At 60.7% G+C, this 21795-nt stretch carries 16 protein-coding genes and 1 pseudogene; 13 read left to right on the forward strand and 4 right to left on the reverse strand.

Translation table 11 applies throughout. The features are described 5' to 3' along the window. Positions 1-423: 423 nt before the first annotated feature. The gene (locus tag SB822_RS36740) at positions 424-624 is read right to left on the reverse strand and encodes a hypothetical protein (RefSeq protein WP_410856879.1); all 201 of its coding nucleotides are present in this window, start codon (positions 622-624) and stop codon (positions 424-426) included. A gap of 146 nt (positions 625-770) precedes the next feature. Between SB822_RS36740 and SB822_RS36745 the strand changes: the two genes are divergently transcribed. The 7 genes and pseudogenes from SB822_RS36745 (at position 771) to SB822_RS36775 (ending at position 11333) form a co-directional block, all read left to right on the forward strand. Then, entirely contained in the window at positions 771-1334 is a 564-nt protein-coding gene (locus SB822_RS36745) for a hypothetical protein (RefSeq protein ID WP_410856880.1), read from the forward strand. Next, on the forward strand, positions 1318-3498 hold the full coding sequence (locus tag SB822_RS36750) for a hypothetical protein (protein WP_410856881.1): 2181 nt from the start codon (positions 1318-1320) through the stop codon (positions 3496-3498). Before SB822_RS36745 ends, SB822_RS36750 begins: the two co-directional genes overlap by 17 nt. After that, positions 3476-4582: an AAA family ATPase gene (locus SB822_RS36755; protein ID WP_410856882.1), complete on the forward strand. Its 1107-nt coding sequence runs from the start codon at positions 3476-3478 to the stop codon at positions 4580-4582. Before SB822_RS36750 ends, SB822_RS36755 begins: the two co-directional genes overlap by 23 nt. 226 nt (positions 4583-4808) lie before the next feature. Continuing rightward, positions 4809-5252 (forward strand): annotated as a pseudogene (locus SB822_RS36760) (TniQ family protein); the annotation flags it as partial. Between the two features lie 147 nt (positions 5253-5399). Then, positions 5400-6107 (forward strand): hypothetical protein, encoded by a 708-nt coding sequence (locus tag SB822_RS36765; RefSeq protein ID WP_410856928.1) that lies wholly within the window; start codon positions 5400-5402, stop codon positions 6105-6107. Between the two features lie 259 nt (positions 6108-6366). Beyond that, positions 6367-10386, forward strand: coding sequence for a response regulator (locus tag SB822_RS36770; RefSeq protein ID WP_410856883.1), 4020 nt, complete (start codon positions 6367-6369; stop codon positions 10384-10386). Then, complete coding sequence (locus SB822_RS36775; RefSeq protein ID WP_410856884.1) at positions 10380-11333, forward strand: diguanylate cyclase domain-containing protein; 954 nt, start codon at positions 10380-10382, stop codon at positions 11331-11333. The genes SB822_RS36770 and SB822_RS36775 overlap by 7 nt, the downstream gene beginning before the upstream one ends. A 23-nt stretch (positions 11334-11356) precedes the next feature. On the opposite strand, the gene SB822_RS36780 is transcribed toward SB822_RS36775, so the two are convergent. Then, a complete protein-coding gene (locus SB822_RS36780; protein WP_007733723.1) occupies positions 11357-12238 on the reverse strand; it encodes a LysR family transcriptional regulator in 882 nt (293 codons plus the stop codon). 162 nt (positions 12239-12400) lie between these two features. On the opposite strand from SB822_RS36780, the gene SB822_RS36785 reads away from it, so the two are divergent. The 6 genes from SB822_RS36785 (at position 12401) to SB822_RS36810 (ending at position 19611) form a co-directional block, all read left to right on the forward strand. After that, positions 12401-13423, forward strand: coding sequence for an ABC transporter ATP-binding protein (locus tag SB822_RS36785; protein ID WP_410856885.1), 1023 nt, complete (start codon positions 12401-12403; stop codon positions 13421-13423). Beyond that, positions 13420-14523: an ABC transporter ATP-binding protein gene (locus SB822_RS36790; protein ID WP_410856886.1), complete on the forward strand. Its 1104-nt coding sequence runs from the start codon at positions 13420-13422 to the stop codon at positions 14521-14523. Before SB822_RS36785 ends, SB822_RS36790 begins: the two co-directional genes overlap by 4 nt. Before the next feature lie 44 nt (positions 14524-14567). Further along, positions 14568-16064 (forward strand): ABC transporter substrate-binding protein, encoded by a 1497-nt coding sequence (locus tag SB822_RS36795; RefSeq protein ID WP_007733728.1) that lies wholly within the window; start codon positions 14568-14570, stop codon positions 16062-16064. A gap of 5 nt (positions 16065-16069) precedes the next feature. Then, a complete protein-coding gene (locus tag SB822_RS36800) occupies positions 16070-17014 on the forward strand; it encodes an ABC transporter permease (protein ID WP_009770856.1) in 945 nt (314 codons plus the stop codon). Continuing rightward, positions 17014-17892 carry an ABC transporter permease gene (locus tag SB822_RS36805; RefSeq protein WP_410856887.1) on the forward strand — a complete coding sequence of 293 codons (879 nt, stop codon included), beginning with the start codon at positions 17014-17016 and terminating at the stop codon, positions 17890-17892. Before SB822_RS36800 ends, SB822_RS36805 begins: the two co-directional genes overlap by 1 nt. 81 nt (positions 17893-17973) lie before the next feature. Beyond that, positions 17974-19611 carry a gamma-glutamyltransferase family protein gene (locus tag SB822_RS36810; RefSeq protein WP_410856888.1) on the forward strand — a complete coding sequence of 546 codons (1638 nt, stop codon included), beginning with the start codon at positions 17974-17976 and terminating at the stop codon, positions 19609-19611. Between the two features lie 73 nt (positions 19612-19684). Here SB822_RS36810 and SB822_RS36815 read toward each other — a convergent pair whose 3' ends face one another. Then, entirely contained in the window at positions 19685-20605 is a 921-nt protein-coding gene (locus SB822_RS36815) for a response regulator (protein ID WP_410856889.1), read from the reverse strand. Positions 20606-20820: 215 nt separating this feature from the next. Continuing rightward, positions 20821-21708 (reverse strand): LysR family transcriptional regulator, encoded by an 888-nt coding sequence (locus SB822_RS36820; RefSeq protein WP_079492197.1) that lies wholly within the window; start codon positions 21706-21708, stop codon positions 20821-20823. Positions 21709-21795 lie beyond the last annotated feature (87 nt).

Consider the following 21795-nt stretch of genomic DNA (forward strand, 5'->3'; position numbering starts at 1 on the left):
GAACACAGCAATCGCGCGATCTCTTCCGCGTTGCCGGGCCGCTGCGAGTGCCTTAGTCAGGGACGTGCTCATTACGCGGTTTCCAATCATGGATGTTCTCGCGCATCGACAAACAAGGTCTCCGTCAGACTTGCGTGCGCGCTGCGGCGGTCCCGGCTACAAAGTCACATGGTCCGGAAAGGAGGCCGTTTGCTGCTGCATGGGCCTTGTCATGGCGGCGGCGACGAAAGCGACATGCACGCCTACAGTTTACTGCCTGCATTGCGAACGGCGGCGTTTCTCGGCTGTTGCTTTTTCGCTGACTAGCTTTGATGACGATGCGTCCGTTGCCGCGATAACCCGCGCCTTATCACGGCCTGATCCCGCCGTATTTCGTTAGTCTTGTATGTCACCCATTGGTGCGGCCCCGGTCGTGAGTCTCGCTCAATCACCAAGTAGATAACCAGAATAACCAGGATAACCAGGATAACCAGGATAACCAGGATAACCAGGATAACCAGGATAACCAGGATAACCAGGATAACCAGAATAACCAGAATAACCAGAATAACCAGAATAACCAGAATAACCAAGATAACTAGAATAACTGGGCCAAAGTTTTGTTGAAATTGTACCGATTTGCACTAAAGTCTAAATTCAGGTTGTGTAGGGTATCGATTGGGCGATATTGTGGTGTTTCATTTGTATGATAAAAAGTATTAAAATGAAATCTGCGTTCTGATTATTCGGTCGCGGTTTTGGGCATTATTAATTTCCAAACGAATTCTAGAATGCTAAGTGATCACGAATTCGAAGCGTATCTCGCATCTCATTCACTAACTAGCGAAGCTCGCGTGCTTATGCGCTGTGCGCGTGAGCGAGGCCCGGGCGTCGAAGTCACAAGGCGCGGCCCCGGCGCGTCAATCGTGCGAGTGCAATCCCGTAAAATGGGCGGATGTGCGATTCCAACGACAAGCCGGACATTGAATGGCAGCGCTGCGAAGTGGCACGAGTACGACAATAGCGTGTTGGAGTACTATGCCAATGTCCATACGTTCACGGTGGACACTCACGACGAACATAATCGTGTCGTCAATCGCAATCAGCATACCGTCAACTATCTAGTACTTGCCGATGAACCCTTCCTAGAAGACTGGCGTGAGGAATGTCACCTGCTTGCAGCCGTGAAAAGAGATTGCGAGCGCTGGGTGAAAGTTGGGCGCATCTACCGCGATGAGCATGATTGTTGGCACGATCGAGAATTGGAAACGCTAAGCGCCAGGATCGGCTTACACCATGTGTTGCGAACAAGTCGTGATATCCCACGAATTGCGTTATTTGGACGCGTATTTTGATGAGCGCGCGCCGTTGCTCGAGTCGGACACACGGCAGACTTTGCGAAACATCCTTCAGGACGGGCCCGTATCGTATCGTGAGTTATTAGAGAAGCATAGGATTTCGGCAGACGTGATTATGTCTGCAATTGTGCAGGACATATTCTCGGTCGACCTCTTCGCTACTCGAATTGGTGATCTCGATAATCTTTATCTTTTCGCGGATGCAGAAACGGAGAAAGCGTATCGGTTACTCTGGGATGCATCAGATCAGCCTCTTGCTTTCCCGTTGCCTTTGCCAGGAATCGGCATCCTCAAGTTGGGCAGCCGAATGCAATACGGAGGGAGGGAATGGGAAGTAATCCTCTCAACAAGAGGAGAGCGTGCAGAGTATCTCTTTTTCAGCGCTGATGGGCATCAGATGACGTTGCCGGCCGAAGAGGCTGAATTGCTATACGCCCAACAGGCATCACCGGCAGAGCGAGCGGCGTTAGTCGAGAGACAAAAAAGGCATCAAATCAGTGACATGAGCCGGTCGGAGATGGAAAAGGCAACCATGAAGCTGAAGGCCGTCCTTTCCGGGACTGCCGCTGGATCGGCGTCGACCACGCGCCGTGCCGTCCGTATTGTAAAGAACGCGCCGACGCTGTTGGACGCATTCGTTGCACTGGGGGGGCGAGATTCAGACAAAGGAAGCCGTGCCCCGCGTCTGCCACCTGATACAGAGCAACTCGCGAAGCAAGAAATAGAGACTTACTATAACGGACCCGATGCGCCTAGCGCGAATAAGGCGTTCAGGCATTACGTCGCCCGGTGTGAAGTTGAGACTGTTCTTCCGATGTCGCTTCCTACATTTCTTCTAAGGGTCGAAAAATACGGCAACCGAAGGACTCGCGGAGGCATACGAGCAGAGTATCAAGCGGCAGACATTCCCCTCTACCTCGACATCCGTGAGCCGGTACACGGTCTCTTCCCCCACGAGTTGCTCTACATCGACCACACCCAGATAAACCTCTTCGTTGACGGCCCGTACAATGAGGATTGGGGCAAGCCTTGGCTAACCTGTGGACGTGATGGACACGTTCCGGTCGCGCGTGCGATGTATCTCGACATGAGGGCCCCGTCACAATTAGCTGCGTTGATGATCCTGCGCGACTATGTTCGTCGCTGGAATCGCCTCCCGAGAATCGTTGTGGTCGACGGCGCCGCAGAGTTCAAGAGTGGCGCTTTCAAATCTTTCTGCGACATGCTAGGTATCGACGTGCGCTACCGTGCGACGAACAAGCCGCGTGGTGGTGGACCGATAGAGAGCCTTTTCGGTGTCACAGAAGATGAGTTTATCAACGGCTTAGAGGGTAGTTCGATTCTACTCAAGCAGCCACGAGCAATTTCGCTAGTGCAACTCCCCAATGAGCGGCGAAGGTGGAAATTTGAGAGCCTCTATGAAGCGCTTGAGTTCTATCTTTTTCAGACGAGGCCAACCGTAGTGCATCCGCGGCTTGGGATGACGCCGCTGGAGTTTGAGAGTATCCGTCTGCAAGAGTCAGGCTCTCGCGAGCACCTGACAGTCGCGTTTGACGAAAATCTTCTCTTGCTAACTAGCAGTTACCCACCACAACACAGGCATAAGGTTCATCCCCATAGAGGTATCTGGGAAACTGGGGATTACTACTGGCACTCTGACATGTCGAGTCTGGGTGGGCAGCGTTTGGAGGTTCGTGTCGAGGAATGGTGTACAAACGTTATTTACGTTAATACAGGTAAAAAGTGGCTGACTGCGATCAGGCGTAGCGTTGAGCCATACTGTGGACGACAGCGTTGTGAAGTCGCGCAGGCTATGCGCACTGCTGCCCGCTTTAACCAGTTGGCAGCGCGACGCGCGAGAAACACGGTCAAGCAAGTACGGCGAATGGTGGCATCTTCGGATCGGTTGGTATTTGATGAGAAACTGGCGCAGCAACGTCAAGTTATTGGCTTCGTATACGGTCGATTGAATATGACGATGGCGCGAACGATTCCTGTTGAATTGAGAGTGCCTCCGGCAATAGGCGTAGATAGGCGCGCGGCGATCTTTCGCACTTCTTCTGCATCGGAGGTACGGGATGCGCTCGATGTCTCGCCACTGACGAAGAGCCCGTCCGAAGATACATGGAGTGAACCAGATGGACGCACAGGATTTCTCTAAGCTCGCCCGTGAAATATCGTTCGAGGATCGCATTCGATATGCGCGTTTGAGTAGGGAGCAAGTGTACGCGTTGAGCGCTAAGGAAAAGTTACGCTATTTTTTCTCGCTTCAAGTCACTCATACGAAATTGAATTATGTAGAGAAGATGGTCAAACGTCGCCTAGGTGATTTCAAGGAGGAGCGAATCATTATTTTGATAGGACCGACTGGCGCGGGGAAAGCCTCCTTCAGCGAGTACTTCTTGGGGGCCGAATTCAGATCATCTGACACAGGGAAAATCCCCTTTATTATGATCAAGGCGCCAGCTCTTGGCCCACGCACTATCTCGTGGAGTGGCGTCTATCGTCGGGTTCTGGTTGGGGGGCACGAACCGCTTATCGACATAAAGCGAGCATCATATATTCGAGATGGGCGGCTGAAAACCGTCCAATCATCATCAAAGGGGGCGTTGGATTCGTTACGTGAAGCGGTAATAAGCATGTTAAGAAACCGCGGAACTCTACTTCTTGCATTTGATGAGGTATTACATTTCCTGCGAATCGGTGACCCTGACACTGTGATGGATGCATTCAAGAGTTTAGCGGATGCAGCCTCGTGCCAACTTCTACTTATTGGAGGCTATGATCTTTTAAGTTTGGTGGCTTCATATGGACAGGTCGCGCGGCGAGGCGGACTCGTGTATTTTGATAGGTATCATGCAGAGATGGTTGATAATAATGGCAATGTAATTAAGAATAAAGAAGATATTGATAATTTTGGCAATGGGATTCGGAAATTACAGGCTCGTTGGCCATTAGATTATTGTCCGGATTTTTATGCCGCGCGCGAAATTTTACTAGATGCAACGCTTGGAATATTTGGATTGTTAAAGGAATTTATGATAAATGCATTAGAATTGCAATTGAAAAATGGTGGTAGGTGGGAGAAATCGTTTGTCAAGCGTTCTCTAAAGGATGCAATTGCCATCAATGCTATACGAAAAGAGGTTGAGGCAGGTGAAAAAAAGCTAGCTGAAATGGGATACGGAAAGGTCGCACTGCCAGATGGTATGATCGATACGATGATTAATCTGATGACTCCGTGAGGTCGTTGAATTGATGGATATTTCAAGTGATATCTTTAGAAGTGGGGTTACTTATTTCGTGGGATTTATTATATGCTGAAGCTGTTGATATATAAATGATGGAAACAAAATGTCTGATTGGAAATTTGGAAAGCCAGCGGAGCTGGATTAGGTCGTACCTGATTTCGCAAAATGCTCGACTGCTAAGCAGCTAGAGCGAGTAATAGTGTTCAACGAAGGGGCTAAGATGTCAGTTCTAGTTGAGCCGTCAATCATCCGGACATTACTGTATCCATTGCTACCTAACGGCATTGGTACAAGTCAGTGCGAGTGCCTTGATAGTTTGCTGCACCGTCTTGCGGTTGCTCATACGGTAACCTATGCGGCCTTGATGAAATATCTTAGCAAGACTCTTCGTCCCTCTGAGCACCCATTTTTGTTTGATACGCCAGAGTCTCTCCGATCTTCGCTGTTTAGTAGTCGCACAGTTTCACTCGTTGCCGAAGCTACGGGGCGCCCGGAAGCGGCATTGTGTACCCTGAGTGCCTTTGACCACTCGATTAATTTTTTAAGATGCGTAGATGTGACGATGAACCGTCACTGTCCAATTTGCGTGATGGAGCACCCTTTTCCTAACGCTTGGTATCCGATCATTTGGTGCATCGCGCCGGTCGAAGCGTGCCCTGTACATCACGTCCAACTCATCAGTTCGGAATGCGGATACGCGGCAGATCGCTGGGTGCCTGTCGTGGATCGCTGCTATGTTCCGGGTGTATGTCGTCGTTGTGGATCAATTGGCTTCAAGTGTTCGAATAGATCGGTACGACGCGCAACTAACATGCAGGATTGGGTCGCAAATCAGGTAGGTGAGCTTGTGTCGGCTGCGACGCGTGGCGAGTGCTTTGATCCGGGCGTGATGAAAGCGGCAATGCGGAGAATTGCTATTTCGCGCTGGGGGAGCCTGAACGCCACCGCACGGTTTTTCGGGATAAATGATCGGAGCTTTCACTACGGGTTCGAATCTGGAAGACGTTTCGGTCTGCAGTTCTTGCTAGCATTGTCGAGTTCGACGGGAGTCAACGCACTCGACATACTCCGTGGCAAGACCACACCAGCAGTGGTGTCGCCGAAGGAGAGATATAAGATTCAGGAGCGCTGGTCACCGAGGAAACCGAGGGATCTTTCGCAAGGCGAAGTGGCGGAATTGATGTTGTCTGATCCTTCTTTGAGTTTGGCGAACTTGGTGTCACGAGCGGGCGTATCCGAAGAATGGTTCCGCAGCCATTACCCTCGTGAGGCTGCCGAAGTCGCGGCCAGATATCGGGCGCGCCGAAAGAGGAGCGGTTGGCGCCGCTTACTTGCAAAGGGCCGCATTATGCGGGAGGCCGCCGTTTACTTGGAACAGATTGGACTGACCTTCAACAAAATCAACATTGAAAAATATTTTGGATTGTCCATATGGTGGGACAAGGACGAAGAGCTTTACGTGAGAATGCGGTGTAAATTGGATCAAAAACAGGGCTTTACCAAACAATTAAAGCGATAGTTGACGTCTCTTGCTTTAAAGAAAAAACTGACCATTCCGCCATTTTTCGCTTGAATTCCCAAACCCGCCTTCTTAAAGAACCTCAGACCATTGTCGTTAACCGGAAAGTCAAGGTAGTCTCGACATCAGGCACCAAGGCACTGTCCTTGCGTGCGTAGCCGTCGTTTCGCGCGTTTTTCAGCGATTGCTACGCCAATACAGGCAAGAAATGCCGGTAGGCCACCTTCAAATGATGCGGTAAGCATGTCGGAGACTTCGCTTGGCCAGTCGTGTTTTCAGTCGGATCTCGCTTCCCATCCGGGTGACGTTGTTCCTCGTCGTCGTATGCGCGCTGCTGATCGGCAGTGACGTATGGCGCAGCGTCACGTCGCGTCAGGACCAGATGGAGGAAATGTCCGTCGCGGCCGCGAACCTCGCCCGCGCCATGGCGCAGCACGCCGACGACACCATCAAGCAGGCCGACACCACGCTGGTCGGCGTCGTGGAGCGCGTCGAGCATGACGGCGTGAGCCCTGCCGCGCTCGACCGGCTGCATCGCCTGTTCGTGCAGAGCGTGGCGGAGCTGCCTCAACTCAACGGCCTGTATCTCTACGACCGCGACGGCAAATGGCTCGCGAACTCGCAGCCCACGCTCGTCACGACCTTCAACAACGCCGACCGCGAATATTTCGTCTATCACCGCACGCACGCCGACCGTGGCCCGCACATCGGCATGCCCGTGAAAAGCCGTTCGACGGGGAAATGGATCGTCCCCGTGTCGCGCCGCATCGACGGTCCGGACGGCCAGTTCGCCGGCGTCGCGCTCGCGACCATCGACATCGAGTTCTTCACGCGCTTCTACGACAGCCTCGATATCGGCCGATACGGCGCCGTCGCGCTCGTCGCGGACAACGGCATCATGATCGTGCGCCGTCCGTTCGAAACGCGCTTCATCGGCAAGAACGTCGTCGACACGATGCTATTCAAGGTGCATCAGCAGTCGGGCGAAGCGGGCCGCTTCGTGTCGAAGTCGGCGCAGGACGGCGTGACGCGCCTGAACAGCGTGCGCAATCTGAGCCAGTACCCGCTCTTCGTCGCCGCCGCGCTCGCGCAGGACGAAATCCTCGCGCCATGGTGGTCGGACACGTTATGGCATGCGGCGGGCACGACCGTGCTCGTGCTGATGCTCGCCGTATTCGGCTGGCGGCTGGTGCGCAACGCGAACGCGCGCACGCGCATCGAGCGCAAGCTGGCCGCGAGTCTCGAAACGACGCGCGCGATTCTCGACACAGCCGTCAATCCCATCATCACGCTCGACCGCTCGGGCGTGATCCTGACGCTCAACCCGGCGGGCGAGAAGGCCTTCGGCTATACGGAACGCGAGATCGCCGGCAAGGATGTGCGCGTACTCGTGTCGGCCACGGTCAACGAGCTGTTCACCCGCTATGCGTCGCAGTTCGCCGAGAACGTCGACAAGGACGCACGCGAGATCGCCAGCGAATGCGAGCTGGCCGGCTTGCGCAAGGACGGCAGCGAGTTCCCCATCCATGTGTCGACGGGGACAATGGTGACGGGCGGCGAGCGCCGTTTCGTCTGCGTGATCACGGATATGTCCGAGCAGATTCGCGAGCGCGCTGAGTTGTCGGAAGCGCGCGACCAGTTGCTGCTGGCCGCCGATATCGCCGAGCTGGGTATCTGGTCGTGGGAGTTTGCGAGCGACGCGCTGCGTTGGAACACCCGCATGTTCGAGATTTTCGGCTACGCGTCGACACCTGCCGAAGGTCTGCGCTTCGAGCACTGGCTGTCGCGCGTGTACGAAGAAGACCGCGCGCCCGCCGTCGAAAAACTGGAAGCTGCGTTTGCCGGCGAGATCACGGCGAAGCACATCCATCTGCCGCTTTACCGGATCGTGCTGCCCGACGGCGAAATCCGCCATATCCAGACCACCTTCACCGTGCAGCGCGACGTATCGGGCAAACCGGTCGGCATGACGGGCGTGAATCACGACGTCACCGAGCCGCGCAATATCGAGCTTCGGCTGCGCGACGCGAAGCAGCAGGCCGACGCGGCGAATGAAGCGAAGTCGGCGTTCCTCGCGAACATGAGCCACGAAATCCGCACACCGTTGAACGCGGTGCTCGGCATGCTCGATCTCGTGCAATCGACGGGACTCAACGAGCGGCAGGGCGGCTATGTCGTCAAGGCCGAAACGGCGGCGAAGTCGCTGCTCGGCTTGCTCAACGACATTCTCGATTACTCGAAGATCGAAGCCGGCAAGCTCCAACTCGACACGCATACGTTCGAAATCGAGCCGCTGATGCAGGATCTCGGCGTCGTGCTGTCGGGCAACCAGTACGACAAGGAGGTCGAAGTCCTGTTCGATATCAGCCCCGACCTGCCGCCCGTCGTGATCGGCGACAGCTTGCGGCTGCAACAGGTGCTCGTGAACCTCGCGGGCAACGCGCTCAAGTTCACGATCAAAGGGCAGGTGGTCGTCAGCTTTACGCTGCTGTCGCGGCTCGATAGCGGCGTGCGCGTGCGCATCGCGGTGACGGACAGCGGCATCGGCATCAGCGAGACGCAGCTCACGCAGATTTTTGAAGGCTTCAGCCAGGCCGAAGTATCGACCACGCGCCGTTTCGGTGGCACCGGGCTTGGCCTGGCGATCAGCCAGCGGCTCGTCGAACTGATGGGCGGCAAGCTCGAAGTAGCGAGCGAATTCGGCAAGGGCAGCCGTTTCTGGTTCGACATCAATCTCGGCGTCAGCGACGTTGTGCCCGTGGACCACTTCGATCTTTATCAGCCGCGCGACCGGCGCTTGCGCGTGCTCGTCGCCGACGATAACGGCATCGCACGCGAAGTGCTGTCGCGCACGGCGCGCGCGCTTGGCTGGGAAGCAGACGTGGTGCCGGGCGGCATTTCGGCCGTCAAGCTGACGAGCGCCGCGGAGCGCGAGAACGAAGGCTACGACGTGATCCTGCTCGATTGGCGCATGCCCGATCTCGACGGTCTGGCGGCGGCGCGGCGGATCGACGAAGCGCGCGCGGGCCGCAGCACGCCCGCTATCGTGATGATCACCGCGTACGGCCAGGAAGTGCTCGCCGCCGCGCAGGAATCCGACGACATGCCGTTCGATGCCTTCGTTACGAAGCCCGTCACGCCGAAGCAGCTTGCGCAGACCGTGCAGCGCGTGCTGACGGGCCAGAAGGCGACCCACACGAAACGAACCTCGGCGCAAGCGCCTGCGGGCGCCGGACGGCTGGCTGGCCTCACGCTGCTGGTCGTCGAAGACAATCCGCTGAACCGCGAAGTGGCTGAAGGCTTGTTGAGCCGCGAGGGTGCGCAGGTGGCGCTCGCCGAAAGCGGGCTCGAAGGCGTCGAGAAGGTGCTGACGGGCACGCGCGTGTTCGACGCGGTGTTGATGGACATGCAGATGCCGGATGTCGACGGTCTCGAAGCGACGCGGCTCATTCGCTCGCACGGCCGCTTCGCGTCGCTGCCGATCATCGCGATGACGGCGAACGCGACACGCGCGGACCGCGACGCGTGTCTCGCGGCGGGCATGAACGACCATGTCGGCAAGCCGATCGACGTCGCGCAACTGGTCAACGCATTGCTGGCCCATACGCGAGCAAGTGCGGCGCCGGAGTCTACGGCGATCTCACACGCCGGCGATGAACCCGTGGCGAGCGAATTGCTCGAACGAAAGGAATCGATCGTCGGGCGTTTTGGCGGCAGTGAAGACCTGATCCGCAAGGCGCTCGGCGTGTTCGTGAGCGAAATGGAGCGGCATCTCGACGGCTTGCGCGACGAAGCGGAGCAGGGCGGCACGGGACGCAGCGCGGCGCTGCTGCATGCGATCAAGGGCAGCGCGGGAACGATGGGCGCCACGGCGCTCGCCGATACCGCGGCGGCGCTCGAACATCGCGTGATCGAAGCGGACGACGCGGACGAGGGCCAAGCAGCGGCATCCGTCTCGCACGTCGATGTGGACAGCCTCGAACGTTTGCTGCTCGATAGCGTTGCGCGGTTGCGTGTCGTGTTCGGCAGCAAGCAGAGCGCGCAAGCGGCGGGCGCCGTGCAGATGCAGACGGACGAATATCGCGAGCGGCTTGGCCGTTTGCTCGAACGGCTGGAGTCGTCCAATCTGGAAGCGCTCGATCTCGCCGAAACGCTCGCGCCGCATGTGCCGTCGGCGTTGCAGCCGCGCTTCGACCGGCTGCTCGCCGAGATCGAAGCGCTCGATTTCGTCACGGCTGCCGCGAGCACCCGTGAGATGCTGGATAACCTGACATGCTAGAACACATCCCCGGAGACTGGGCCCACACCTTTACGCGGCGTCCGAAGGTGCTCATCGCTGACGATCAGCCCATAAACGTTCGCGCGCTGCATGCCCTCTTCAAGGACGACTGCGACGTGTTCATGGCGACCAGCGGCGCGCAGACCATCGAGCTGTGCCACAAGGTGATGCCTGACGTGATCCTGCTCGATGTCGTGATGGACGGCATGGACGGCCACGAAGTATGCCGTCGCCTGAAGGCCGATCCGCTGACGCACACGATTCCCATCATCTTCGTCACCGCGCAGACCAACGAAGCCGACGAAGAGTACGGCCTGTCGCTCGGTGCCGTCGACTTCATCACGAAACCGGTCAAGCCGGCCATCGTGCGCGCGCGGGTGCGCGCACATCTGTCGTTGAAAATGCAGGGCGACGTGCTGCGCTCGATCGCGCTCGTCGACGGACTGACGGGCGTCGGCAACCGGCGCAAATTCGAGGAGGATTTCGACGCGAGCTGGCGGCACTGCCTGCGCGAATCGGCGCCGCTGTCGCTGGTGATGGTCGATGTCGATTACTTCAAGCGTTACAACGACCGTTACGGACATCAGGCGGGCGACCGCTGTCTGCAAACCGTCGCTAAACGGCTGACGGAAACGCTGCGCCGACCTTACGACACCGTCGGCCGCTATGGCGGCGAGGAGTTCGCCTGCCTGCTGCCGAACACGCCGCTCGAAGCGGCGACACGTCTCGCGATGCGCATGGAAGAGGCCGTGCGCGCGCTCAAGCTCGAGCATCTCGATTCGGGCTGCGCGGAGACGGTCACGATCTCGGCGGGTGTCGCGACGCTGATGCCGACTGATGACTCGCAGCCCACCGAGCTGATCGATGCCGCCGACCGCCAGCTCTATGAAGCGAAACACGCAGGCCGCGGCCGCGTCGCTTCGCCGATGCGGATGATGGAAGGTTAGGCGTTCCGCCTTTTAGCTGCGCGTCACGCTCTTTCGCGCGGCATCGCTTGCAGCGTATCGACGATCTCGCGCATCAGCGCCTTGCGGTCGTCCGACGCGCGTTGCACCATGCCGACCGTGCGCAGCGTCGGCGGGCTGGAAATCGGGATCACGCGCAATAACGGGTCGTTCAGCCAGTTACCGCGTATCAGCAGCGGCAGCACCGCGACGCCGACCTTCTCGCGCACCAGCGCGACGATCGTTTCGATCGAATTGAGTTCGAGATACTCGTTGACCATCAAGCCCGCTTTCTCCAGCGCCTGTTCGACGACCTGGCCGGTGCGCACGCGCCGGTCGAAACGCAGAAAGCCGTGGCTGCGCAGGATGCGCTGCGGATCGTTGTCGGCGACGTCGCGGCTCACCACCAGCATCATCGGCTCCGTATAGAGCTTGGTCCATTTGAGCGTGTCGGGCAGCCTCTCGTCTGCGCGCGCGACTACGGCGGCGACGTCCACTTCGCCTACTTCCACCATGTTTGCCAGTTCGTCCGAGCGCGCCGACAGCAGCCGCACGTCGAGCCGAGGATGAGCTGCCTTCAGCCGCGCGACGGCCAGCGATAGCGCACCAATCACCGACACCACCGCGCCGATCGTGACAGGCCCTTCCATCGCGTCAGCCGGTTTGCCCTCCAGTTCGGCGAGCAGATCGAGAATCTGCTCGACCTTTGGCCAGATCGCCTGACCGTGCTGCGTCAACGTAATCTGTCGCCCTCTGCGATCGAACAGCTGCCGCCCCAACGCCTCTTCGAGTCCGCGCATCTGCAGGCTGACGGCGGCCTGCGTCAGCGCAACTTTGTCGGCGGCGGCCGAGAACGAGCCGGTGCGTGCAACGGCCTTGAAGGTTTTCAACATGCGAAGCGTCGGCATGGGCGGTTCCGGATCTGGGATTCACGATCGATCTTACGATCGACTCATGAGAAAAACTTAAGTATCGAAAAGAAAGTTTAATATTTTTTGTGCGAGGGGCGCCAGTATGATCGTTCGATGACGATCTGCAAGGACGAGCAACACGATGCGGAGTACCCAGGCATGACCGGTGCTGAACGCCAACCCGTTCTCGATGTACGCGGCTTCTCGTTGAAGTTTTCGAACGCGCCCGATGTGCCCAATGTCGTCGATAACGTCTCTTTTCCCGTTCATGCAGGCGAGACGCTGTGCATGGTCGGCGAGTCGGGCTGCGGCAAGAGCGTCACGTCGCTGGCGCTGATGGGATTGCTCGCGAGTCCGCCCGCGCGGCGCGTCGCGGGCACTGCGCATTTCGAAGGCATGGATCTGTTCGCGCTGTCCGAGCGCGAGCTGACCGACATTCGCGGCAACCGGATGTCGATGATCTTCCAGGAGCCGATGACCTCGCTCAATCCCGCCTATACGATCGGCGAGCAGATTGGCGAGAGCATCCGGCGGCATCGCGGCGTCAGCCGCGCTGAGGCGCGCGAAGAAGCACTGAAGATGCTGCGCCTCGTCCATATTCCCGCCCCCGAAACGCGGCTCGACACTTTCCCCCATCAACTGTCGGGCGGCATGCGCCAGCGCGTGATGATCGCGATGGCGCTTGCCAACAGCCCGCGTCTTCTGATCGCCGACGAGCCGACCACCGCGCTCGACGTGACCATCCAGGCGCAAGTGCTGTCGCTCGTGCGCACGCTTCAGGCGGAGACGGGCACGGCGATGCTGCTGATCACGCACGACCTCGGCGTGGTCGCCGAAGTCGCGGATCATGTCGCCGTGATGTATGCGGGCAGGATCGTTGAATACGGCACGGTCGCCGATCTGTTCGACGATCCGCAGCATCCGTACACGATCGGCCTGATGGGCGCGATTCCGTCCGTCGGCAAGCGCGAAGGGTCGCTCGCGACAATTCGCGGCTCGGTGCCTTCGCCCGAGCAGATGCCGCGCGGCTGCCGCTTCGCGCCGCGCTGCCCGTTCGCGGAGCAGCGCTGCATCGACGCCGCACCGCCCGACCGGACGCTTTCGGGCGAGCATCGCGTCGCATGCTGGCTCGCGCCTGTCGAACAACTCGTCGAGCCGGTGCAGCAGAAGGAGCTGACATGACGAGCCTGAAGCACATCGCGACACCCATCCTCGAAGCGAGCGCGCTGACCAAACGCTTCGGCGGCGAGCGGCAGATGTTCGCGCGCACGCCGACCGTGCATGCCGTCAATGAAGTGTCGTTCGCCGTGCAGACGGGCGAGACATTTGCGATCGTCGGCGAATCGGGATGCGGCAAGTCGACGCTCGGCCGTCTGCTGCTGCGCCTGATCGACGCGACACAGGGCCGTGTGCTCTATCAGGGCGAAGACATCACGCACTGGCAAGGCGCGAAGCTGCGCCGCTTGCGCCGCGAGATGCAGATCATTTTTCAGGACCCGTTCGCGTCGCTGAATCCGGGCATGACGATCGGGCAGATCATCGGCGAGCCGGTGGCGTTTCATGGTCTCGTTCGCAATGCGTATGAGCGCCGCGAGCGCGTTGCGCAACTGTTGAGCAAAGTCGGCCTGCAGCCCGCGTATGCGGAGCGCTATCCGCATGAGTTTTCGGGCGGGCAGCGGCAGCGCATCGGCATTGCGCGCGCGCTGGCCGGCGAGCCGAAGCTGATTGTCGGCGACGAGCCAGTGTCGGCGCTCGATGTATCCGTGCAGGCGCAGGTCATCAATCTGCTTGAATCGCTGAAGGCGGAACTCGGCCTCACGCTTGTCATGGCCGCGCACGATCTCGCCGTGATCCGGCACATGAGCGACCGCGTTGCCGTGATGTATCTCGGCGAAATCGTCGAGCTGGCGCAGGTCGACGAACTGTTCGACGCGCCGCTGCATCCGTACACGCAGGCGCTGTTGCGCGCGATTCCCGCCAGCAGCCCGCATGAGCGGCGCACGAAGCCCGCCTTGCAAGGCGATCTGCCGAGCCCGACCGCGCCGCCGCCGGGCTGCCGTTTTCATACGCGCTGTCCGCATGCGAAGCCGCGCTGTTCGCAGGAGCGTCCGCTTGCCGAAACGCTACCGGGCGGGCGGCAGGTCGCCTGTCATTTCTGGCGCGACGTGCAGAACGCGGGCGGCGGCGCGCCACTCGCCGCGAGCGTCAGCACGAAGCTGAACGAGCGCCTTGCGATCTACCGCGAGAAGCAGGCAGCGCTGACAGCGAACGCGAACCCATAGCACAACCTCTGATGGCAACCCGAACTGCAACAAGGACATAACGCATGCGAAGAATGTTGATTGCCGCCGCGCTCGCAATGGGCGCCTCCGCCGCGATGGCCCAGAGCACCATCCGCATTGGCTTGCAGGACGATATCGGCTCGCTCGATCCGGCCCGCAGCGTGCAGTTCGTCGACCGTATCGTGTTCGCATCGCTGTGCAATTCGCTCGTCGATGTGTCGCCGGACCTGAAGATCGTGCCGATGCTCGCCACGTCGTGGACGACGAGTCCCGACGGCAAGACCCTGACCTTCAAGCTGCGGCAGGGCGTGAAGTTCCAGAACGACGAGCCGTTCAATGCGGCCGCCGTGAAGGCGAATCTCGACCGCTATAGCAGTCTGCCGACCAGCAACCGCAAGAGCGAGCTGTCGTCGATCGATCACGTCGATGTGGTCGACGACAGCACCGTGAAGATCGTGTTGAAGCAGCCGGACGCCGCGCTGCTGGCAACCCTGTCCGACCGCGCAGGCATGATGCTCGCGCCGAAGACGCTCGCCGATGCCGCTGGCGTCGGCTCGCATCCTGTGTGCTCGGGTCCGTACAAATTTGTGCAGCGCGTGCAGAACGATCGCGTCGTGCTGGAGAAGTTCGCGGGCTACTGGGACGCGGACAAGTACCCGATCCAGCGCGTCGTGTTCCAGCCGATTCCCGACAGCACCGTGCGTCTGGCGAATCTTCGTTCGGGCTCGCTCGATATGCTCGAGCGTCTCGCGCCTTCCGATGTCGCATCGGTCAAGGGCGACGCGAACGTGCAGTTCAAGCCGGTGACGGGCCTCGGCTTCTACTACGTGACCTTCAACATCAACAACGGGCCGCGCGGCAACAATCCGCTGAAGGACAAGCGCGTGCGCCAGGCGTTCGAGCTGTCGATCGATCGCGACGCCATCGATCAGGTGATCGGCGCGGGCATTTTCTCGCCGGCCAACCAGGGCATTCCGAAGTCGAGCCCGTACTACAACGCATCGCTGCCGACCACGAAGCGCGACGTCGCCAAGGCGAAGGCGTTGCTGAAAGCGGCAGGGCAAGAGCATCCGACCGTCGAGTTCGCGTACCCGAATAACACGGTCGCGAGCCAGATCACGCAGATGCTTCAGGCCATGCTGAGCGAGTCCGGCATCACGCTGAAGCTGCGCCCGAGCGACTACGCGACCGAGCTGAACGCCGGACATAGCGGCGATTTCGAGGCGATGTACACGGGCTGGTCGGGCCGCGTCGACCCGGACGGCAACCTGCATCAGTTCAACACCTGCGCGGGCAACCTGAACTACGCGCACTACTGCAACCAGCAGGTCGACTCGCTGCTCGATAACGCGCGCACGCGGCTCACCTCGGCCGAGCGCAAGACGGACTACGACGCCGCCGGCAAGATCCTCGCCGACGACGACCCCATCGTCTATCTGTACGCGCAACCGTGGCCGTTCGTGCTGTCGAAGAAGGTGCAGGGCTTCACGCCTTCCGCCGACGGTCTGGTGCGCCTGCGCGGCGTGTCGGTCAAGGGCTGAGCGTCATGCTGCGGATCATCGCGAATCGCATGCTGGTGGCCGTGCCGACGCTGATCCTGGTGTCGGTGCTGATCTTCGGCCTGCAAAAGCTTTTGCCGGGCGACCCGGTGCTGGCGATGGCGGGCGAAGATCAGGACGCGCAGGTCATCGCGACGCTGCGCGTCAAGTATCACCTCGATCAGCCCGTGCCGACGCAGTACGCGCTGTGGGTGCGTGACGTCGCGCACGGCGACCTGGGTTCGTCGCTGCGCACGGACGTGCCCGTGCGCTCGCTGATCGCGCAGAAGCTGCCCGTCACGCTCCAGCTCGCGGTAATGGCGATGATCCTCGCGATCGGCATCGGCATACCGGCCGGCGTGATTTCGGCGGCGAGCCGCGGCGGGCCGCTCGATTACGCGGCGAACATCTTCGCTTTGTCGGGCATGTCGATACCGAACTTCTGGCTCGGCATCATGCTGATCTTCATTGTGTCGGTGCGCTGGCATCTGCTGCCGTCGTCGGGCTATGTGTCGCCGGGTGAGGACTTCTGGCTCAGCATCAAGACGATGCTGATGCCCGCGTTCGTATTGGGTGCGGCGCTCGGCGCGCAACTGATGCGCCACACGCGTAGCGCGATGCTCGGCGTGCTGCGTACGGACTACATCCGCACCGCGCGCGCGAAGGGCTTGTTACGCGGCGCCGTGGTCGTCAAGCACGCGTTTCGCAATGCGTTGATCCCCATCGTCACCGTGCTCGCGCTGCTGTTCGGCGAACTGCTGGCGGGTGCGGTGCTGACCGAGCAGGTGTTCACGATTCCCGGCTTCGGCAAGCTGGTCGTCGATGCCGTGTTCAATCGCGATTACCCCGTCGTGCAAGGTGTCGTGCTCGTCACGGCGCTGGCGTTCATCGTCGTGAATCTGTGCGCCGACGTGCTGTATATCCTGCTCAATCCCCGACTGAGGCGCAGTTGATGGCTACATCAATCGATGCACGTTCCGCAGCGGCCGCGCTGCCGCGCCGCAAGCGCCGTGGTCTCGTGCGCTTCATGCGCAACAAGGCGGCCGTGTTCGGCGCAATCCTCGTCGCGCTGATCGTCGTGATGGCCGTGTTCGCGCCGTGGCTCACGCAGTACGACCCGGTGCAGGCGAGCTTCATGACCGTGCGCCAGGCGCCGTCGGCGGCTCACTGGTTCGGCACCGACGAACTCGGCCGCGACGTGTTGAGCCGCCTGCTGTACGGCGCGCGCGCGTCGCTGCTGGCGGGCGTGGTTTCGGTCGGTATAGCAGTCGTGCTGGGCGTGCCGCTTGGGCTTCTCGCGGGCTACTTCGGCAAGCTCGTCGACGGCGTGATCTCGCGCATCGCCGACGCGCTGCTGTCCATTCCCTTCCTGATTCTCGCGATTGCGTTGAGCGCGTTTCTCGGGCCGAGCCTGACGAACGCGATGGCCGCGATCGGGATTTCGGCGATGCCGCGCTTCATCCGCCTCACGCGCGGCCAGGCGATCAGCGTGAAGGCCGAAGAGTACGTGGAAGGCGCGCGCGCGATCGGTCTCGATCACGCGCGCATCATTCTGCGTTACATTCTGCCGAACGTGCTGCCGCCCATCATCGTGCAGGCGAGCCTCACGGTGGCGAGCGCGATCATCGCCGAAGCGAGCCTGTCGTTCCTCGGGCTGGGGCAATTGCCGCCCTCGCCGTCGTGGGGATCGATGCTCAACACCGCGAAGGACTTCGTCAGCCAGGCGCCGTGGATGTCAATCTTTCCCGGCATCGCGATCTTCCTGGCTGTGCTCGGCTTCAACCTGCTCGGCGACGGTCTGCGCGACGCGCTCGATCCGCGCGAGTCCTGATTCGAGTCTCTGATTCTTTACGCAGCGGCGTGGCTCAAGACGGCGCTGCGGTTGAACTGGCAAAACCCTAAGAGTGACAACATGACAAGCTTCAACTGGCAGAACCCGTATCCCACGCTGCGCATGCCCGTGTTTGCGCGCAACATCGTGTCGACTTCGCAGCCGCTTGCCGCGCAAGCCGGCTTGCGCATGCTGTGGAAAGGCGGCAATGCCGTCGATGCCGCGATCGCGGCGGCTGCGGCGATCACCGTCGTCGAGCCGGTGTCGAACGGCCTGGGCAGCGATGCGTTCGCGCTCGTGTGGGACGGCAAAAAGCTGCATGGGCTGAACGCGTCGGGCGTCGCGCCCGCCGCGTGGAATGTCGATTACTTCAAGCGCAAATACGGCGAGAACAACGGCGTCGCCACGCAGCCGGTGCGCGGCTGGGACACGGTGACGGTGCCGGGCGCGATCGCAGGCTGGGAAGCGCTGCACAAGAAGTTCGGCTCGCTGCCGTTCGCGGACCTGATGGAGCCCGCCATCGAGATCGCCGAGCGTGGCCACGCGGTGGCGAGCGTCGTCGCGCGCAAGTGGGCGGCCGCCGTGCCCGAACTGAAGAACCAGCCGGGTTTCGCCGATGCATTCATGCCGCACGGCCGCGCGCCCGAGGTCAGCGAACTGATCCGGATGCCGGGCCACGCGAAGACCTTGCGCCTGCTCGCGGAAAAAAGCCCGCGCGCTTACTACGAAGGCGAAATCGCCGAGCGCATCGCGGCGTTTGCGCGCGAATACGGCGGCGCGATGACATTCGACGATCTGCGTAACTATCAGCCCGAGTGGGTCGAGCCGATCGGCAAGGAGTATCGCGGCTACACGGTGCACGAGATTCCGCCGAACGGGCAGGGCATCGCCGCGTTGATCGCGCTCGGCATCCTCGAACAGTTCGACGTGGCTTCGCTGAAGCTCGACGGGATCGAATCGCAGCACTTGCAGATCGAGGCGATGAAGCTCGCCTTCGCGGATGTGTACCGCTATGTCGCCGATCCGCGTTCGATGGACGTGACGCCCGAGCAGATGCTCGACGACGCCTACCTGAAATCCCGCGCGAAGCTGATCGACCCGAAGCGCGCGACGCAGTTCGACTTCGGCATGCCGAAGACGGGCGGCACGATCTATATGTCGGCGGCGGACGAGCGCGGCATGATGGTCAGCTTCATCCAGTCGAATTACATGGGTTTTGGCTCCGGCTGCGTCGTGCCTGGTATGGGCATTTCGCTGCAAAACCGTGGCTGCGGCTTTTCGATGGACCCGAAGTCGCCGAACGTCGTCGAAGGCGGCAAGCGGCCGTTCCACACGATCATCCCGGCGTTCCTCACGCAGCAGGTGGATGGCCAGCAGGAAGCGGTGATGAGCTTCGGCGTGATGGGCGGCGACATGCAGCCGCAAGGCCATTTGCAGACTGTCGTGCGGATGCTCGACTACGGCCAGCAGCCGCAGGCCGCGTGCGACGCGCCGCGCTGGAAGGTCAACCGCGACTTCTCGATCGACATCGAGCACACGCTCGACCCGAGCACCGCGCGCGAGCTGGAAGGCCTCGGCCACACGATCAAGTCGATCGACGATCCGTATATGGATTTCGGCTCCGGCCAGTTCATCTGGAAGCTCGACCGCAACGAGCCGGATCGTGGCTATGTCGCCGCGAGCGACAGCCGTCGCGACGGTCTCGCAGCGGGGTTCTGAGCGAGCGCCAGCAGCGCGCCGTGAAGCGTGGAACGACGGCAAAGGCGCGAGAGCGCCTTCGCCGCCGTTCCGCTTAATCAGGCACCGTCCCTTCGCCGTCCTTGCGTTCAACCCGCCGTGCGGCTTTCTCCACGGCGAGCCAGTATTCGCGCATCGCGCCGATCCGTCTCTGGTCCGCATGCACCGACGCCATCGCATGCTTCACGCGCGCCTTGAGCACGGTGGGTTGCGCGTGATTCAGCACGCTGTCGGCGAGGCCGTTCAGCAGCGCGCGTTCATAGTCGGCCTTGTCACTGGCCGCGCCGTCCGTCATTAACAGCACAGGCACGCCTTCGAGCCGCGGCTCCTTCTTCAACGCCGCGCATAGCTGTAAGCCGCTCGTGTCCGGCAACGCGGCGTCCACGAGGATCACGGTCGGCAGGCTGTGCAGCGCGCGTTCGAGACCTTGCGCGCCCGTCGTCGCCGACGTGCAGCGGCCCAGATCGTGCAGCAGGTCCTGCAGGCGGTTCAACCGGCCCGGATCGCTGTCGACGACCAGAATGTTGTCCGGCAACGCGCCGAGCGTGGGAGGCAGGAACAGGCCGGCGCGAAAGCTTTCCGACTGGTTCAGGATCTTGAGCCGCCTACGCAGCTGCGTCTCGACGCGCGCGCGCAATTGGGTTGCGTTCAGCGGCTTTGTCACGTAATCGGCTGCGCCGAGCCGGAACGCGTCGATTTCGAGCGCGGGCGCGTCGTGGCTCGTGACGAAGATCACCGGGATTTTCGCGAGTTCGCTGTCGGCCTTCAGGATTTCGCAGAAGTCGAAGCCTGTCATGCCGGGCATGCTCGCGTCGAGCAGAATCAGGTCGGGCGTGGATTGCCGCGCAAGCAGCAAGCCCATTTCGCCCGACAGCGCAAAGCGCCGCTCCCCGTAGTCGGAAAGCATATCGCTCATGATGCGCACGGTCGCGACGTCGTCGTCGACGATCAGGAGCTTGAACTTGTACGCTGACATGTGATGCGTAACGCCTCGGAATGAATGCCGAACGCGGCGTTCGTCGACGCCGCTTGCGATGCAGGGTACTACCGCTTGCCGAACTCAAGAGTAGGCGGAGATGCATAAAACGGGCAATAGCGATTTCCCGGTAAGGTTGCGATGACACAATGCGTCCAATCGACTCACGCAGTCATGTGACGCGGGCATGTCAAGTGTTCGGATTTTTCCGGCGATCACTTCATGCGTTTCGCGATCAGTGTCACGAAGTCTTCGGCGACGCGGGGCAAGGTGCGGCCACGCTTTTTGATCAACGCGATGGGCCGCACGAACGAAGGATCGTCGATGGGCCTTGCGACCAGATCCCTCTCGGCCAGCACCTCGCGGGCCGTCGCCGGCAGGATCGTCACGCCGAGCCCGCCGCGCACCATCGCGACGGCCGTCATCATGTAGGTCGGCTCGCAGGCGATGTCGGGCGCGCAGCCGGCCTGCTCGAGCGCCGCATCGACGACGCTGCGAACGCTCGTGCCTTGCGCCGTCAGCACGAGCGGCGATGCAGCGACATCGCTGACCGACACGCGGCGCTTGCGGGCCAGCGCATGGTCTTTCGGGCACACCACCACGAGCCGGTCGGCGCCTTCGACCAGCACTTCGAGCGCTGCGTCGAAGGTATCGCCGCCCGTCAGCCCGATATCGGCCTCTTCATTGCGCACGAGCGCATTCACCGTGCTCGCGACGACGTCGCGAATCTGGAACTGCGCCTGCGGCACGCGCTTCCTGAACATCTGGATCAGATCGGGCAGCGCGCTCGCCGCGAACGTCGGCAGACAGGCGAGGCGCACGGTGCCGCTCGATCCCTCGCCGAGCGCGCGGGCGTCGCGCAGCACGCGCTCCATGTCGTCGAGCGAGCGCTGCAGGAGCGGCAGCAGCTCGCGGCCGGTCTGCGTGAGCGCGACCGAGCGGCTATTGCGGTCGAACAGCCGCGCGCCCACGGTCTCTTCGAGCCGCCGTATCTGCACGGTGAGCGCCGGCTGTGACAGATGCAGCCGGGCGGCGGCGCGCGTGAAATTGCCCGCGTTAGCGACCGTGACGAATGCGCGGATGTCGCGGAGATTCAGATCCATAACAGTTTGTGATTGCTGCGATCAAATCATTTCAATTGTGTTATTGCTGCGCAGAACTTACGCTCGAAGCCATTAAAAGACAAGACT

This window comes from Paraburkholderia sp. SIMBA_054 (assembly GCF_046534875.1).
GTDB classification, from domain to species: Bacteria; Pseudomonadota; Gammaproteobacteria; order Burkholderiales; family Burkholderiaceae; genus Paraburkholderia; species Paraburkholderia hospita.